This window comes from Pseudomonas sp. 313 (genome assembly GCF_000316965.1).
Lineage (GTDB): Bacteria > Pseudomonadota > Gammaproteobacteria > Pseudomonadales > Pseudomonadaceae > Chryseomonas > Chryseomonas benzopyrenica.
Genome location: NZ_ANBZ01000028.1, coordinates 19,908 through 37,025, shown reverse-complemented (window position 1 = coordinate 37,025; position 17,118 = coordinate 19,908). Strand labels below are relative to the sequence as shown.

General features: G+C 58.1%; 15 protein-coding genes. 8 read left to right on the top strand and 7 right to left on the bottom strand.

The window, feature by feature from the left end; genetic code table 11:
- The first annotated feature begins 20 nt into the window (after positions 1–20).
- On the top strand, positions 21–1,403 hold the full coding sequence (gene hemN / locus C722_RS0105975) for an oxygen-independent coproporphyrinogen III oxidase (RefSeq protein WP_017639629.1): 1,383 nt from the start codon (positions 21–23) through the stop codon (positions 1,401–1,403).
- Between the two features lie 63 nt (positions 1,404–1,466).
- A complete protein-coding gene (gene fnr / locus C722_RS0105970; protein ID WP_017639628.1) occupies positions 1,467–2,198 on the top strand; it encodes a fumarate/nitrate reduction transcriptional regulator Fnr in 732 nt (243 codons plus the stop codon).
- A 38-nt stretch (positions 2,199–2,236) separates the two neighbouring features.
- Here fnr and C722_RS0105965 read toward each other — a convergent pair whose 3' ends face one another.
- The 7 genes from C722_RS0105965 to C722_RS0105935 form a co-directional block, all read right to left on the bottom strand.
- Positions 2,237–4,654: a TonB-dependent siderophore receptor gene (locus C722_RS0105965; RefSeq protein WP_017639627.1), complete on the bottom strand. Its 2,418-nt coding sequence runs from the start codon at positions 4,652–4,654 to the stop codon at positions 2,237–2,239.
- Between the two features lie 76 nt (positions 4,655–4,730).
- A complete protein-coding gene (locus C722_RS0105960) occupies positions 4,731–5,660 on the bottom strand; it encodes a DUF4880 domain-containing protein (protein WP_017639626.1) in 930 nt (309 codons plus the stop codon).
- Positions 5,657–6,166: a sigma-70 family RNA polymerase sigma factor gene (locus tag C722_RS0105955; protein ID WP_017639625.1), complete on the bottom strand. Its 510-nt coding sequence runs from the start codon at positions 6,164–6,166 to the stop codon at positions 5,657–5,659. Before C722_RS0105955 ends, C722_RS0105960 begins: the two co-directional genes overlap by 4 nt.
- Positions 6,167–6,263: 97 nt before the next feature.
- A complete protein-coding gene (recR, locus tag C722_RS0105950; protein ID WP_017639624.1) occupies positions 6,264–6,863 on the bottom strand; it encodes a recombination mediator RecR in 600 nt (199 codons plus the stop codon).
- 62 nt (positions 6,864–6,925) lie between these two features.
- The gene (locus tag C722_RS0105945) at positions 6,926–7,252 is read right to left on the bottom strand and encodes a YbaB/EbfC family nucleoid-associated protein (protein ID WP_007162246.1); all 327 of its coding nucleotides are present in this window, start codon (positions 7,250–7,252) and stop codon (positions 6,926–6,928) included.
- A gap of 33 nt (positions 7,253–7,285) precedes the next feature.
- Positions 7,286–9,262, bottom strand: coding sequence for a DNA polymerase III subunit gamma/tau (dnaX, locus tag C722_RS0105940; RefSeq protein ID WP_081594574.1), 1,977 nt, complete (start codon positions 9,260–9,262; stop codon positions 7,286–7,288).
- 178 nt (positions 9,263–9,440) lie between these two features.
- Positions 9,441–9,722: a hypothetical protein gene (locus C722_RS0105935; RefSeq protein ID WP_017639622.1), complete on the bottom strand. Its 282-nt coding sequence runs from the start codon at positions 9,720–9,722 to the stop codon at positions 9,441–9,443.
- A 404-nt stretch (positions 9,723–10,126) separates the two neighbouring features.
- Between C722_RS0105935 and C722_RS0105930 the strand changes: the two genes are divergently transcribed.
- From C722_RS0105930 to C722_RS26135, 6 genes are all read left to right on the top strand, one after another.
- Positions 10,127–11,413 (top strand): site-specific integrase, encoded by a 1,287-nt coding sequence (locus C722_RS0105930; RefSeq protein WP_017639621.1) that lies wholly within the window; start codon positions 10,127–10,129, stop codon positions 11,411–11,413.
- Between the two features lie 584 nt (positions 11,414–11,997).
- Complete coding sequence (locus C722_RS0105920; protein WP_017639619.1) at positions 11,998–12,567, top strand: recombinase family protein; 570 nt, start codon at positions 11,998–12,000, stop codon at positions 12,565–12,567.
- A 1,965-nt stretch (positions 12,568–14,532) separates the two neighbouring features.
- The gene (locus tag C722_RS25400; RefSeq protein ID WP_157225810.1) at positions 14,533–15,474 is read left to right on the top strand and encodes a hypothetical protein; all 942 of its coding nucleotides are present in this window, start codon (positions 14,533–14,535) and stop codon (positions 15,472–15,474) included.
- A gap of 169 nt (positions 15,475–15,643) precedes the next feature.
- The gene (locus C722_RS0105910) at positions 15,644–16,174 is read left to right on the top strand and encodes a hypothetical protein (protein WP_017639617.1); all 531 of its coding nucleotides are present in this window, start codon (positions 15,644–15,646) and stop codon (positions 16,172–16,174) included.
- Positions 16,171–16,632 (top strand): hypothetical protein, encoded by a 462-nt coding sequence (locus C722_RS26140; RefSeq protein ID WP_157225809.1) that lies wholly within the window; start codon positions 16,171–16,173, stop codon positions 16,630–16,632. Before C722_RS0105910 ends, C722_RS26140 begins: the two co-directional genes overlap by 4 nt.
- A 42-nt stretch (positions 16,633–16,674) precedes the next feature.
- Complete coding sequence (locus C722_RS26135; RefSeq protein WP_157225808.1) at positions 16,675–17,091, top strand: hypothetical protein; 417 nt, start codon at positions 16,675–16,677, stop codon at positions 17,089–17,091.
- Positions 17,092–17,118: the final 27 nt, after the last annotated feature.

Sequence of the window (17,118 nt, the reverse complement as noted above, 5' to 3'; positions counted from 1 at the left end):
CGAAACCACTGGAGCCCGGCATGACAGCCGCCCTCGCCTGGGACGCCGACCTCATCGCCCGCTACGATCGCGCCGGCCCCCGCTACACCTCCTACCCCACCGCCGTGCAATTCCACGACGGCATCGGCCCCTTCGACCTGCTCGGCGCCCTGCGCCTGAGCCGCCAGGCCGGACGCCCGCTGTCGCTCTACCTGCACGTGCCCTTCTGCGCCAACATCTGCTACTACTGCGCCTGCAACAAGGTCATCACCAAGGACCGCAGCCGCAGCGCCGCCTACCTCGACGCCCTGCGCCAGGAGATGATCCTCACCAGCCGGCACCTGGATGGCGCCCAGCGGGTGGAGCAACTGCACCTCGGTGGCGGCACCCCGACCTTTCTCAATCCCATGCAGCTGCGCGAGCTGATGGCCGATCTGCGGCGCCACTTCACCCTGGCCGACAGCGACCGCGGCGACTACTCCATCGAGATCGATCCGCGCGAAGCCGACTGGAGCACCATGGGCCTGCTCCGCGAGCTGGGCTTCAACCGCGTCAGCTTCGGCGTCCAGGACCTGGACCTGCAGGTGCAACTGGCGATCAATCGCCTGCAGCCCTTCGACGACACCCGCACCCTGGTGGAGGCCGCCCGCGCCCTCGACTACCGCTCCATCAACCTCGACCTCATCTACGGCCTGCCCCGGCAGACCCCGGCCAGCTTCGCCCACACCGTGGAGCGGGTCCTGGAGCTGCAACCGCATCGCCTGTCGGTGTTCAACTACGCCCATCTGCCGCAGCGCTTTCCGCCGCAGCGGCGCATCGAGGCCAGCGAACTGCCGGACCCCGCGGTCAAGCTGGAGATGCTGCAGCGCACCGTGGAGCAACTGCTGGGTGCCGGCTATCGCTACATCGGCATGGATCACTTCGCCCTGCCCGACGACGACCTGGCCATCGCCCAGGAAGAAGGCACCCTGCAGCGCAATTTTCAGGGCTACACCACCCACGGTCACTGCGACCTGCTGGGCCTGGGCGTCTCCGCCATCAGCCAGATCGGCGAGGTGCTCTGCCAGAATACCCCCGACCTCGCCCGCTACCAGGAGCGCCTGGGCCAGAGCGAACTGGCGGTGGCCCGTGGCCTGCGTCGCTCGCGGGATGACCGCATCCGTGGCGCGGTGATCGCCCAGCTGATCTGCCATTTTCAGCTGGATTTCGCCGCCATCGAACGCAGCTGCGAGCTGGATTTTCGCCACTACTTCGCCGACGCCTGGCCGCAGCTCGAGGCCATGGCCGCCGATGGCCTGATCCGCCTCGATGCCCGCGGCCTGCAGGTGCTGGCGCCCGGCCGCCTGCTGATTCGCGCCCTGTGCATGCTGTTCGACCGCTATCTGCCGGGCGACGACAATCAGCGTTTTTCCCGGGTGATATGACCCATGCCTGCCACGACTGCTAAAGTTAGACTTTTGGAACCAGACGAGAAGCGATCTTCCCCCATGACCGAGCCCCTCAAGCTGCGCACCGCCCAGGCCCATTGCAAGGATTGCAGCCTCGCCTCGCTGTGCCTGCCGCTGTCGCTCGATCTGAAAGACCTGGACGCCCTCGACCAGATCGTCAAGCGCGGCCGGCCGCTGGCCAAGGGCGACCACCTGTTCCGCCAGGGCGATACCTTCGGCTCGGTCTATGCGGTGCGCTCCGGCGCCTTGCGCACCAGCAGCCTGAGCGATGCCGGGGAGGAGCAGATCACCGGCTTCCACCTGCCCAGCGAACTGGTCGGGCTATCGGGCATGGATACCGAGCGCTATCCGGTCTCGGCCCGGGCGCTGGAAACCACCACCGTCTGCGAGATCCCCTTCGAGCGCCTGGACGAGCTCTCCGAGCAGCTGCCGCAACTGCGCCGGCAATTGCTGCGGGTGATGAGCCGGGAGATCCGCGACGATCAGCAGATGATGGTGCTCCTGTCCAAGAAGAGCGCCGACGAGCGCATCGCCACCTTCCTGGTCAATCTCTCGGCGCGCTTCCATGCCCGTGGCTTTTCCGCCCAGCAATTCCGCCTGAGCATGTCGCGCAACGAGATCGGCAACTTCCTCGGCCTGGCGGTGGAGACCGTATCGCGGGTCTTTACCCGCTTCCAGCAGAGCGGCGTGCTGGCGGCCGAAGGCAAGGAGGTACGCATCCTCGACTCCGCCCGCCTCTGCGCCCTCGCCGGCGGCCAGCTGGAAGGTTGAGGCTGGGGGTCCTGCCTGAGTGGCAGGACCCTGAGCGTCTAGAAGTTGTAGCTGACCGTCGCGGTCACGTTACGCTCCTCCCCGAAATAGCAGTAGTCCAGGCTGTAGCAGGACGCCACATAGTCCTTGCCCATCAGGTTGTTGGCATTGACCCGCGCCGTGAGCCCCGGCAGCCCGAGCCGGGTGAAGTCATAGGCGAGCATGGCATCCACCAGGGTGTAGGCCGGTACCTTACGGGTGTTGGCCTTGTCCACCCAGCTGGTGCCCACGTAGCGCGCCCCGGCGCCGATGCTGAACCCCGCCAGGGGCCCCGCCAGCTCGTACTGCCCCCACAGCGAGGCCTGGTGCCGCGGCGCCTGGTTCGGCGTATTGCCCTGGGTGCCGTCCAGCGCCTGGGTGTACTCGATATCGGTGAAGGTGTAGCTGCCCAGCAGCTTGAGGCGCTCGGCCAGCTGCAGATGGCCTTCCAGCTCCAGGCCACGGGAACGGATCTCGCCTACCGAGGAATAGAAGTCTTCCTGCGGCAGCTTGGTCGCCACGTTTTCCTGGGTGATATGGAACAGCGAGGCGGTGTAGAAGCTGGTGCTGCCCGGCGGCTGGTACTTTAGGCCCAGCTCCCACTGCTTGCCCTCGGTGGGCTCCAGCGGATTGCCCGCCGCATCGTTGTAGGCATTGGGATTGAAGGAGGTGGAATAGCTCAGGTAGGGCGCCAGGCCATTGTCGAACAGATAGAGTGCCCCGGCCCGCCCGCTGGCCTGGCCGCGGCGCGCGCTGCTGCGCGAACCCGCCAGACGATCCTCGATGCCGATCTCCACCCAGTCCTGGCGTAGACCCAGGGAAAAGCGCCAGCGATCCAGCTCGATGAGATCCTGCAGGTAGACGCCGGTCTGCGCCAGCTCGCGGCGGTATTCGGTGCCGGGGGAGAGGGTCACCTGACCGCCGTAGTTCGGCGCGAAGGCGTCCAGCGGATCCGCCGTGCCACTGGGCCAATCCACATGGGTCCAGCGACGCTGGTAGTCCAGCCCGGCGAGCAGGGTGTGCCGACTGCCAGCCCAGTCGAAGTCCGCCTGCACCAGGTTGTCCAGCGTATAGGCGTGCAGGTTCTCGCGGCCGCCAGAGTAATAGCGATTGAGCAGGTTGCTGTCGCCAACATAGCCGTAGCCATAGACCTGCTCCAGCTCGACCCGCGACTTGGCGTAGCGGAAGTTCTGCCGCGCACTCCAGACGTCATTGAACCTGTGCTCGAACTGATAGCCGACCATCTGCTGGGTCCGCTCGAACTTGTCGTGGTCCGGCTCGCCCTCGAAGAAATGGTTGCTGATGTAGCGACCGTTGCGCCGATAGAGACTGCCCTCGGCCGGTACCCCGCTGTGGTAGCCACCGTCCGGGTCCTTTTGCAGATAGGCCTGCAGGGTCAGGGTGGTGTCGTCGCTCAGGTCGATGGCCAGGCTGGGCGCCAGGGCATAGCGCTCTTCTTCCACGTGGTTGAACTGGGTATCGCTGTGCTGGGCGAGGCCCACCAGGCGATAGGCGATACGCCCCTCCTCATCCAGCGGCCCGCCGAAATCGAAACCGGCGCCGCGCTGGCCGAGATTGCCCAGGGTGGCCTGGACCTGGTGATAGGGCTGGTACAGCGGCTTCTTGCTGGTGAGCGCCACCAGGCCGCCCGGCAGACTGCGGCCATAGAGCACCGAGGCCGGTCCCTTCACCACGTCGATGCGCTCGAGAAAGTAGGGATCGACCTGCAGCGAGCTGAAGGTGCCGCTGTCGCCCATGGTCTTGAGGCCGTCGAGAAAGACGTTGTCGACGCTGTTGTCGGCGAAGCCGCGCATCACCACATAGTCATAGCGATTGGACGCGCCGATCTGGCCGGTGAAGATGCCCGGGGTGTACCTCATGGCCTGCTGCACGGTCTTGGCGCCTTGCTCATCGATCTGCTCGCGGGTCACCACCGAGACCGACTGGGAGGTTTCCAGCAGCCCCTTGCTGCTCTTGGTGGCCACGTTGCTATGGGTCGCCAGGTAGCCATCGGTCTCGCCCAGGGCATTGCCCAGGGCGAAGCCGGTCACCGTGGTCTCGCTGAGAGACGTCACCCCGGTCGCGGCCGCCGACTCCAGGCGATAGCTGCCATCGGCCTGACGCACCGCCTGCAGGCCACTGCCCTGGAGGATCTGCTGGAAGCCCTCGGCCGGTGTGTAGCGGCCCTGCAGCCCCGGACTGCGGCGACCCTCCAGCCCCTGGGCGGGGGCCGACAGCAGTACCCCGCTCTGAGCGGCGAAGGTGCTCACTACCGTGGCCAGGCTACCGGCCTCGATGCGGTATTCCTGGGCAATGGCGGCAGCCTGGGCCAGGCCCTGGGGCGCGGCCAGGCTGGTGATACCCAGCGGTACGGTCAGGGCGAAGACGCGCAGGGCGCGGCGCAGCGGATGCAGGGTGAAACGGGTATGGCGGTGCATGGAGGGCCTCGAAGCGGAGATCGTTTCCCCTAAGCCCCGCGAGAACGTCAAAGGGGAACCGTCGGCGGCAATTTTTTCAGGCGGGCACGATCTGCACCCACCAGGGCAGGCGCCGCTCTACCCGTACCGGCAGGCTGTCGGCCAGGGCGGCCAGCGCGCGATCGGTGTCAGCCAGGGGATAGCTGCCCACCACCCGCAATTGGGCGACCGTGGCGGTGCAGGTCAGCAGGCCCGGTCGATAGCGACCCAGCTCCGCCACCAGGGCCGCCAGCGACCAATCGTCCACCACCAGCCGCCCCTGGCGCCAGAGCTGACGACCCGGATCGACACGACCCAGCGGCTGCACGGCGGTAGGCGTCAGCAGGGCCTGCCTACCTTCCGCCAGGGTCTCGGGCCTGGCCTGGCGTGGCAGCAGCTGCAGAGCACCGCTGTAGGCCGCGACCTCCAGACCGTCGTCACGTGCGCGGACCGCGCAGCAGCCCGCACCGAAGCGCACCCGACCCACCGTCGCCTCCAGCACCGTGAGCGCTGTTCCGCTACGGCTTTCGAACAGCGCCTCGCCGCGCAACAACCGCCAATGGTTCGCAGTCTCCTGCGCCAGCTGGCTGTCGGTGTTGAGCCAGACGCGTACCCCGGCCGCCAGATCGAAGGCGCGGATCTCGCCGACCGCCGTGCTCAGCGCAGCGCTCTGCCCCAGCCGCCAGTCGTCCGGCCGCGCCCAACCAAGGGCCAGACCACCCAGCGCCAGTCCAAGCACCTTGAGCGCCCGCCGTCGTCCCAGGGATTCGCGCCGCGCCAGGGCCATCCGCCCCGACGGGGGCAGACCACTGAAGCGGGCGCTGATCTCCTCCACCCGCGCCCAGGCCATGGCGTGGCGACTATCCGCCTGTAACCAGCGCTCCCAGGCCCGCTCGGTGGCTGGATCCACCTCGTCGGCGGCGAGTTCGGCGAACCAGTTCGCCGCCTCTTCCAGAGGTCCGCCCTGGCTGGGTGTGAGAAGACTCAAGACACCAGTTCCAGGCAATGCAGCATGGCCTGGGCCATGTATTTCTTGACCATCCGCTCCGACACGCCTAGACGCCCTGCGATGACGGCATAGGTGAGCCCTTCCAGCTGTGCCAGCAGAAAGGCCTGGCGCACCCGGCCAGGCAGGCGGTCGAGCAGCGCATCGAGTTCGGTGAGGGTTTCCAGGATCAGGGCCTGGGCTTCCGGCGAAGGCTGTACGGCTTGCGGTCGCGCGGCGAGCGCTTCGAGATAGGCGCGCTCCAGGGCCTGGCGCCGCCAGTGGTTGGCCAGCAATCCCTGGGCGATGGTCGCAAGGAAGGCACGGGGTTCACGCAGCCGTTCCAGCTCTCCTTCCCGGGCCAACAGCCGGACGAAGGTGTCCTGGGCCAGGTCGGCCGCCTGCCCCAGGCAACCCAGCCGCCGCTGCAGCCGCTCGCGCAGCCAGCCGTGGTGGTCCAGGTAGAGGGTCCGGATATGTCCGTGCCGGTCGGACTCGAGCGTCTGCATCACCATCCTCGGAAGCAGCTGACTTCCGATAATGATAATGCTTCTCGATCACAAGATACAGGCCTGTCGCCTTTCAGGGCGACGGAATAGCGTCGCGCTAGAGCGAGATCGGCTTGCGCCCGGCGAAGGCGTGGGTCAGGGTGCCGCCGTCGACCAGATCCAGCTCGCCACCCAGGGGTACGCCATGGGCGATCCGGGAGATGGTCAGGCCCTTGGGCGCCAGCAGTTGGGCGATATAGTAGGCGGTCGCCTCGCCTTCAACCGTGGGATTGGTGGCGATGATCATCTCCTGGAACCCCCCTTCGCTAACGCGCCGTTCGAGTTCGGGCACGCCGATGGCGTCCGGGCCCAGGCCGTCGATGGGCGACAGGTGCCCCTTGAGCACGAAGTAGCGTCCGCGATAGCCGGTCTGCTCCACGGCGAAGACATCCATGGGGCCTTCCACCACGCAGAGCAGGCTGTCGTCACGCCGAGTATCGGCGCAGAAGCCGCAGATCTCGTCTTCGCTCAGGGTGCGGCAGCGTTGGCAGTAGCCGACCCCTTCCATGGCGGCGTTGAGGGCACTGGCCAGGCGCAGGCCACCCTGGCGTTCGCGTTCGAGCAGTTGCAGGGCCATGCGCTGGGCAGACTTCTGGCCGACACCGGGCAGGACCCGGAGCGCATCGATCAATTGGCGAATCAGGGGACTGAAGCTCATGGACTACCGTACTGGAAGGCGGGAGAAACGGGTGTCCGACGGACACCCGCTATTGAAGCGTCTTAGAAAGGCATCTTGAAGCCGGGCGGCAGCTGCATCCCGGAGGTCATACCGGACATCTTGTCCTGGCTGTTCTGCTCGATCTTGCGCACGGCGTCGTTCACCGCGGCGGCGATCAGGTCTTCGAGGATTTCCTTGTCTTCCTGCATCAGGCTGTCATCCAGGCTGACGCGCTTGACGTCGTGTCGGCCGGTCATGACGACGCTGACCAGGCCGGCGCCGGATTGTCCGGTCACTTCGGCGTTCGCCAGCTCTTCCTGCATCTTCTGCATCTTTTCCTGCATCTGCTGGGCCTGCTTCATCAGGCCGGCCATGCCACCTTTCATCATGTCTGCTACCTCGAACTATGAATGGAAAACCGGTCAGGCTTGGGTGTCGACCGGCTCGATGGTACCCGCGCGCACCGTGGCGGCGAACTGTTGCATCATCTGGCGGATGAGCGGGTCGTCCTGGATGGACTGCTCCGCCTGCCGCTGCCGCTCCGCCCGGCGCCGCGCGGCGGCCTGGGCGGGCGTCTCCTGCTCGGGGGTCTGGATGGTGACCTCGAGCGTGATGGGTCGTCCCTGCTGCTGATTCAGCGCATCGTTGAGCCGGCGCTGCTGGTTGGCGTTGAACAAGGCGCTCTGCGCCGGATCCAGGTGCAGGTGCCAACGATCGCCGTCCACCGCCACCAGGGTGCAGTTAGCCGCGATGCTGGCGGTCAACCCGCCCAGCTTGAGGTCGGGGAACAGCGCCTGCCAGTCGGCCGCGAGGCCCGTGGCCGGCTGCACCGCCGGCGTCGGCGCCGCAGCGATTTCGTCGTCAGCCGGATCGCCAAGGCTGTCGAGATAGTCGTCCAGCCCCACCTCGTAGTAATCCTCGGCCGGCGGCGGCTCTTCGTCACCGTCCAGATCGTCACCGGAGGTGTCCGCAGGCAATTCGGCGATCACCGTGGCTTCAGGGGTAGCCTTGACCTGGGGGGTCGGCAGCGCCCGGGATGCGACCGGTGCACCGACTGCCTCGACCGGAGCCGAAGCCGCCTTGGTCGCCACGGGCGCAGGATCCTCCCAGGGGAGATCCACCGGCTCTTCTATTGGGGTGGTATTACTCACTACCGGCGTTGCCTGGACAGGCGCAGGGGGCGTCTCTTGCACTGGAGGGCGCGCAGGCGCAGCCGCTGCCGGAACCGCCGCGGCCACCGGACGGGGGTTGGAGTCAGCCGTGGCCGGGCTGGCTCCCGTCGTCTTTAGTGCCGGTCGCTCGGCAATCGCCGCACCGGCAGGCCGGAAGGCCAGCATGCGCAGCAGGACCATCTCGAAGCCGTGGCGTGGGTCGGGCGCCAACGGCAGATCGCGCCGGCCCACCAGGCCCAGCTGGTAGTAGTACTGGACATCTTCCGCCGGCAGCGTCTGCGCCAGGGTCAGCACCTGCTCGCGATCGCCCTGGCCATTGTCCACCGCATCGGGCAGCACCTGGGCGATGGCCACGCGGTGCAGCACATTGAGTAGCTCGGCCAGCACCCCGCCCCAGTCGGGGCCCTGCTCGGCCAGATGACGGACCGCATCCAGCACGGCACGACCATCCCCTTCCAGCAGGGCCTGGAGCACGTCGTAGACCTGGCCATGATCGAGGGTACCGAGCATGGCGCGCACGTCGGCGGCGAGTACCTTGCCCTCGCCAAAGGCGATCGCCTGATCGGTCAGGCTCATGGCGTCGCGCATGGAGCCATCGGCCGCACGACCCAGCAGCCAGAGGGCATCGTCCTCGAAGGGAATGCTCTCCGCGGCGAGTACGTGCTGAAGATGGGCAACGACCCGCTCCGGCGGCATGTTCTTCAGCGAGAACTGCAGGCAGCGCGAAAGGATGGTGACCGGCAGCTTCTGCGGATCGGTGGTGGCGAGCAGGAACTTGACGTGGGGTGGCGGCTCCTCCAGCGTCTTGAGCAGGGCGTTGAAGCTGTGGGTGGAGAGCATGTGCACCTCGTCGATGAGGTACACCTTGTAGCGACCGCGGGACGGCGCGTACTGCACGTTCTCCAGGAGCTCGCGGGTGTCTTCCACCTTGGTGCGGCTGGCGGCGTCCACCTCGATGAGATCGACGAAGCGACCCTCGTCGATCTCGCGGCACACCGAGCAGCTGCCACAGGGCGTGGAGCTGATACCGGTCTCGCAATTCAGGCACTTGGCCAGGATCCGCGCGATGGTGGTCTTGCCCACCCCGCGGGTACCGGTGAACAGATAGGCGTGGTGCAGCCGCTCGTTGTCCAGCGCATTGATCAGCGCCTTGAGCACATGGGTCTGGCCGACCATTTCGCGGAACGACCGCGGGCGCCATTTGCGCGCAAGAACCTGGTAACTCATCGAGACCTGATCAGGAGAAGACGTGAGGGGAGCACATGCTAACGAAGAGGGGCCGGGAATGCATCCCGCGGCGTGGCCTTGGAGCGATGCCGTGCGGGCTGCGGCTACCTCCCTAGATGAAGGCGGCCAAGCGGCTTTTCAAGCGATCAGGAGGGAAAGCGCCAGCGAAAAAGCCGTTTCAGGCACGCAGGCAGTGGTCTTCACCATCGGCCAAGACCACGCTGGAGACGTAGGCTGCCAGGGCATCCAGCTGGCCACGCAGTCGGGTCACGGTGGCGTTCATCTTGAAGGGATTGCTTGCCTCCTCGTTGGTCAGGTCGATCCTGATCAGCAGCAGGGGCTCACTAGGATGGTAGATGTGGGCGATCAACGTCGCTGCGGTATCGCGTCGGCAATCGATGCGATAGGGATGGAGACCATTGCTCAGGGCGCGTCCTGCGTTTTCGAGTCCGTTCTTCACGATGAATCCTTGGACATTTGTCCAGTAATGATGAGACGGCGCGCATGATGGCATAGAGCCATGAACCAAAACAGTGCATTTCGTCACGAAAGCCCTGTGGAGCGGTTAACCAGGCAGTGCGAGCAGAAGGAGGGAAGAAGGCAGGGAAAAAAAGCGGAAATGGGAAAAGCGGAGGGCAGAAATGGAGGTGGCCCCGCCAGCCACACCCCGGCACACGACATCACCGCTGCGGCTGCTCCCTTCCGGGCCTGACCGGGTAATGTGCAAGCACACCGGTTGATCGTTGAACCGCTCTAGTTAGCAGGTTCTGGGGGATTTTGGATTGTACCTCCATTCGATGCTCAACACATGATTCTTGAGGTGGCGGCTTTGTCACACATTGGTGTCACACAGGCCTGTCACACATGTACGTCATTCGCAGAGGTTCGACCTACTACCTCAACGTTCGCATCGGCGATCAGCACTTACGAATCAGCCTGGGGATACAGGAGCGACGAGCAGCCATCTTCAAAGCCACGGCGAGAGCTCAGCAGGTCGATGAGCATCGGTCTAAGCACCCACAAGCCACCTACAGCGAGCTACAGACGCTGTGTAGGAATATGGTGCTGACGGAGAGACTCGAACGTCTGCCCTCTTCTCCTCCCAATCGTGTCAGTCCTCCTCTACCAGTCAGGGCAAACGGACCGCTGCTGAGCAGGCTTGCAAAGGAGTACGTAGCTGAAGGGAAGCAAGGAGCCTGGAGGCAAGGACAGTTAGCTGACGTTGAACGCACCATCCAAGACTTTTTTGCTTTGATGGGTGATATGGAGGCGGAAGTCTTGGATCAGAAACAGGCCAGGACACTAAAGGAAAGGTTATCCCGCTGCCCTCGGTACTACGGCCTGCGTCCTGAATTCAAAGGCAAGACGCTGCTGGAGATTGTGGAGTCTGGACATCAGTACGAGACCATCACACCAGTGACGATCAACAACCGGCTACGAAAGCTCACCTCTTGGATGAACTGGTGTGTCTCCAATGGATACCTGCAAGCTAACCCCCTGAGTGGAATGAAGGTAATGGAGGCATCAGCTAAGGATGCACGCCTACCCTTTGATCAACGAGACATCACCAACCTCCTCACCCATAGCTCTCTTACTAAGGAAGCTAGGAAGAATCCCTGGAGGTATTGGCTCCCGCTACTGGCACGAACAACGGGAGCACGCTTGGAGGAGCTATCTCAGCTCTACCTTGACGACATCGTGGAAGAGCAAGGCATCACTTGCATCAAGATCGATGATGCTCGACCAGACCAGAAGCTCAAGAACCCTTCCAGCCGACGAATCATCCCTTTGCATCCCGACCTGCTGGAAATGGGGTTACGTGACCACCTAGAAGACTTGAAGCAGGTAGGACATGAAAGGTTGTGGCCTGAGCTGAAGGCTGTCAGAGGAAAGTACGGATATGCCGTATCAAAGTGGTTTGGTGTCTACAGGCACAAGCAAGGGATCACCGATCCTCGAAAGACCTTCCATAGCTTCAGGCACTCGTTCATAGACGACATGAGAGAAGCTGGAATCGCCGATAGCCTACTCAAGGACATGGTAGGTCATGGAGATACAGCAGTGACCTTTGCGGTGTATGGGAAGCGACGTTTCATTGAGCAGATGCTTGCAGCAGTGAGCCAGATAAAACTAACCATAAACCCCTCTTAAACGTTACATTATAACGATTAGACCCAAGGGCCATTCTGACGCTACCCAGTAAACACGCATCTTGTAGCACGTCTGTGGCCCGTTTATCGTTCCCCTCCCCTTGTTTGCTAAGCAATGGCAGCTCGATTTCTGCAACAAGTTTGTACTCGCTAACCTTGAATAGTCATTCTTTATAGATTTTTACAATCCCATTACCCCCACCTATGAAATTTTCACATTTGTGATGCCAAAGTGCCTCATGCCGGTTCACGGAGGCCCCTGAATGGACAATTGTAAGCAGCTTCAGAATTTCGAAGGCGTTGTAGTGGAATCGTTGGAAGCTGAGCTGGAACGTCGGAAGCAACGCCTAGAGCGCGCAAGGGCGGAGTTGCAGAAAAGGTTCGTAGCGTTCGCTGACGAGCAGGACTGCGTAGCGGCCCTAGAGAAAGCGCTGGCTAAGGCCCACAGGTTCCTCTAGGGATCATCAATCGACCGTTAAACGATACCGCTCATCCGATACGCTAACTGGTATCAACAAATAGGCTAACCGACTATTTGATACGCTGATAAAATGATCCCACCTTAATTGATACCGAGGGATCGAGATGAGCCGTACGTTCCTATATGCCCGCGTCTCCACTGCCGACCAAACCACTGACAACCAGTTGCTCGAAGTGCAGCAGTCAGGTTTTGCTGTCGATGCTCGAAGGGTAGTCACTGAGACAATATCCGGCTCTACCCAAGCCAGTGAGCGTATAGGCTTCCAGAAGCTGCTAGAGCGCATGGAGCATGGAGATACCCTGATCGTTACCAAGCTCGACCGACTGGGCCGTAACGCTATGGACGTACGCAGCACTATAGAGAAGCTATCTGAGGAAGGAATCCGTGTTCACTGCCTAGCCTTGGGCGGAGTAGACCTCACCAGTGCAGCAGGCAAGATGACCATGCAGGTGCTATGTGCTGTAGCTGAGTTTGAGCGTGACCTGCTGATAGAGCGTACCCATGCTGGTCTGGAGCGAGCGAAGGCAGAAGGCAAGAAGCTGGGAAGGCCTGAAGCTGTAGACACTACTGAGAAGGTACAGGCAGCCAAGGCGCGTGGATTGACTCAGAGCCAAGCTGCCAAAGACCTTGGCGTAGGTATCGCAACGGTTAAGCGTCATTGGAACAAGGGGTGAACCTTCCACCGTTATCGCAATCATAGTAGGTATGAGTGCTCCAACTCTCATAGACCTTAGCCCCGCCATAGAGCGGGGTTTCTTTTGCCTGCTACCTCACTACATCCTAACTCCAAGCGTTGCACTGAGAGGCGTTTAGGTGGCCTATGCTCAATATTTGAATAAGTCCAAAGGAATACAGCTGCTATCCCAGCTTTCAACTTAACGCTGGGTCGCCCTCGACGATATCTGTCCTATCTATGCATACCGACTATCGGATACTTAACGGTAGATATTTTAGCAAGGGAATGGTTTCAACTAATAGAGAACTACCGTTGGTCGGATTGATATGCAGGGATAAACGGCTGCAACCCTTGGTATTACTGAGTTCTTATATAAACGCTAACTTTAGGCTATGCAACTAACTATATACAATACAGGAGTTCCACGTTATAATAAGCATATAGGGATAGAGAAAGTTATCGGCCCCGGCGGGTTTTAGATATGCACTTTATTAGTTGCAAAATAGCAACTTTGGCAGTATAATAGAGTGAAGAAAAAGAGATATACTTTAAGCTCTATAATGTATAGCTAAATGCTTACATTCAGTTAAGCTATTTGCAGTATTCAAGATTGACCCTCCTGCCTTATACTTAAAGAATAGACAACACGAATAGAACATCCTTAATTGGGTGTTTTCCTGTGGGCGTAAGATTTCCGGGCTGATCATTCCCTTTGTAAGTGATTCGTGGGAGCAACCACCCTCCCCGCTGGCACGGTTAAAATGCTCTCCAATAAGAAAATACAACGCCGTATTCATTCCGTCGTTGGGGCGTCTCTTGCTGCCCGTACCTCCTCTTATGTGGCTCTCAGTTCTAAACCGTCTGTGAATCGTCCAGCAGGCAACGATAACGTGTGAGTTAGGCGTTGCCACCTAATACTCCTCCAGCTCTTGCTATAGAGCTTTGACATCTTTCAGTGTGTTCGCCCTGAGATGTCCTTTTATTCGTTTTACCCTGTCGGATGACTTAATCGGCAGGGTTCGCTCGTTCAAAATAAATAATTTCTCGTTTGAGGATATGAAAAATGACAATAAAAACTATACGCCACTGCTTGTGGTGCTCGTTGGAAATGGAGTGTGCTTCAGCAGGTAAGCTGATCTGTTCCAAATCTTGCCACGGAAAGATGCATCGCCATCGGCTGAAGCTTGGGATTAGCAACAAAGAAATGATTCAACAACTAAAACAACAGAGGTTAGAAAATGAAACAACAGCGTAATAACAACGTTCCACTGCACCTAAGCTTGAAGAGCAGCAATCTCCAATACCTAAACCAATTGGCAGCAGAGAACAGGCTTTCTGCATCTGACATGTTAAACCTGATATTAAACAGGCTACGGGATACGGAACTTTACGAGCTGTTAAGTAGAGCTGATTAGTCCCATGGTTCTCACAGATACTCCCCGTAGCTCTCCCAGACACTCGGGCGTAGCTCTCCCAGACCCCGTAGTAATAATGAATATAGAGATAAAGAATATAAAGATAAAGAATAAAGAAAGGAGAAACGATTTTATGACTTAACACTGAGAAGCTTAGTCCCTCTTAGCTTGGTCTGCGACCTGCGCACGAAGGCCTAATAGAGCAAGAGCAAAAACAGATATTCTTTTTAATCTTATATTCTTTCTGTGCCAAGCTCATGCATTTGTGTTGTTTGAGTGTCAGGGCTTTTAGCCTTTATACATTTGTTGTTTGGTGTAGAGATCGAAGATCGATAGAGAAATAGATTCCCCGAGTGTCTGCCAGACCCACGGGATTATCAGAGAGGAAATATAAATGGAAAATACAGTACGCATCAGACTTGGCGAGCAAGCCACTCAAAGCCTGTTCGAGATTATGAAGCTTTTAAACAAAGACAGTGCAACCCATACAGCTAACATTATTATCAATCAATACTTAAATCAACTCCGTGCTCTTGAGGGCCTAAAAAATGAACACTCAGTTATTTGCTAAATCAGAAAAAGAACTATCTCCCTACTTCGCTGTTTATCGAGAGATTCTAACTGCTACCGGCTGGAAAGGATGGGAGCAGGTAAAACTAAAGAGCCCTGAAGGCAAGATGATCGCTACCGGAGAGGTCCTTGAGGTTGTCCATCCTTTCTCTTGTGAAGACAAGATTCTTTGGTGCTGGATGCTGGACCGCTTTCAGTTTTTCAAAGAAGGTAAAAATATCTGGTTTGATAACCAAGACGAGATTGCAGCCTATACCGGCATCAGCGTCTCCACTGTCAAACGATTTATCAAGAAGCTCAGTGTATCTGGCGTGCTGATCATCAAGCCCAAGCCCATGGGTGGTGCTCGCGTTAGCAACTCGTATGTCATCACTAAAGACTTGGTGTTGGTGCAGAAGGAAGACATCGCTCCCAAGGCCCCTATAAGCCCGCAGGTTGAACGATCAGAAGAAAGTAATATCAGTGCTCAGCCTGACGTATACGTGGAGCCTCAGGCCGCTGGTGAGTCATGGGCAAATGAATCTCTACTGCTGGAAGATTATGAGGGCATTGAGTTCTCTGTTGAGAATGAATCCAGCAGCTATCAAGAGTGGGAGACCTTGCCTCTTGAAGTAGTGCACGAGAAGCCAGTGAATGCTTGTCCGTTTGCCACAGCGCCCACTAAACGGTTTAAGCCCAATGGTTCAGTTAGCGATGAGATGGATTTTTGGTGCAATAAGAATCAGGTAGCTATTACCAATGTGGATGGTCAAACCGTATTCAAACACAAAGGGGAGCGATTCGTGATCAAGGCTGGTGCATTCGTTGAATACAAGGCAACAACGTATAAATCATCAGCACCAAAGACACTCGCTGAAGCTTCTGGAATGAAGCATATGGAGAAATGCTGGGAGGATAGCAACGAAAGCTTACCGTTTTAGTCTGTAGCTTTATCATCTCTGTAATACCAAGGCGCTTACATCCCTAATCTGCTAACGCCTTTTTTGACTATCAAAACATCGAAGAATTAGCACCTTTAAACGGTGTTATGGACCTAGGCTTCCTATCGCCTAAACAAATTAAACTTTATATATGTGGAGCAACAAAATAATGTCCTACCAAACCCTAAATCCTTTCAAAGCTCAATTCACCTTTCCCGTCAAAACTGAATCTTTTTCCTACGATTCAAAAGAATATCGCAATCTGGTGGATCTGGCTTTCTCTCTTTACGAGAACAAAGCTTTCACTCACTGCAAGGTAAAACTGACAGCTACCACCCTGGCAACCTTCTCAATGGGCGTGCTGGAGCTTGCTGAAAAAGGCTACAAACTAGATGCAAATGAACGGTCTACCTCAGCAGGAAACGGCAGCTACGGCCTTAATTTCCTAAAGCCAGCATCCATGGTGGCAGAAGATAAAGAGTTTATTAGCAAGATGGTGCAGGACGCTTATCTGGCTGAAGTAGAAGTAAATGCCAACATTCTCAAGGCCAAGCTTAAGGCTAACGTGCTTGCTGAAGAAAAGCAGAAAGAGAATGAGAAGGCGCTTGCTCAACAAGCAAAGGTAGAGGCAGCAGCTACCAAGAGAGCTGAGATTGAGTATGAACAGCTACTCAAACAGTTTGAGGAGGCAGAACAATGAGTGCTCAGTATAAAGACCTACCTCCTGCATTCTATCGTGCTCTTAAGCTAACTCCAGAGCAACGGGAAGCGAACCTGCGCAAGTCTCCATATTATGACTTGAACAAGAAATATGAACCTCAGAAGCTGAAACGGCTGGCTGATCGTCGCATGAAGTATCTTAAATCTCAGATCGCATTGCAGGTCAGTAGGCTTGCAGAAGTCAAACAAGAGAATGCTCGGATGGCGGCTCTTCTTGCTGCTACTACCGCTGAGATTGAAAAGGTCAAGGTGGCTACTGATAAGGCTAAGCATGAAGCGTTTATGAAGAATCTTCGTGCTAATCAGGCCATTAAAGAGTTTACCGCCAATCTCAGGGGTTCTACTGCTGCTAAACCTATTGCTGCTCCAGTGGCTCCTGTTCCATCTGCTGCTGATGCCCTGCAACAGCTTATCAATAAGAAATACAACCTCAAGTAAAAATAATACTGGCCAAGGATGGCTATATTAAGGAGTAAAAGAATGAGTAATTTAAATCTGAAGGGTGCCTTTCATTCGAGTCTTGAAGGCGACATAACAAAGTATGATTCTGAAGAACTCCAATTCCTCGCATCTGTCGTTGCGCAGGTTGAGGTAGCAGGAGGCCTGGCAACTAGGCGTTCATTAAAGAAAAGTTTCTATGAAGCATCGGTAAGCAAAGCTACGGCCACCAGCCCAATGACAGAGTGTTTTATGGTATTAGCAGATGGTGCTGTTGAGCTTACTAAAATGTCGTCGGATGGTGCCAATATCTTAGAGGCCTACGGAATTACATTTGTTCCAGCGGATGGTATTTCGCATCTACATTATCAGTTAGTTAAAAAGTTTAATGGATCTGTATTGCTAAAAGATATGCTACGAGACAATAGTTTTAAAGCTTTTTATAATCAATCCAAATAATATAATCGGGACAAGGAAGTCCATCTA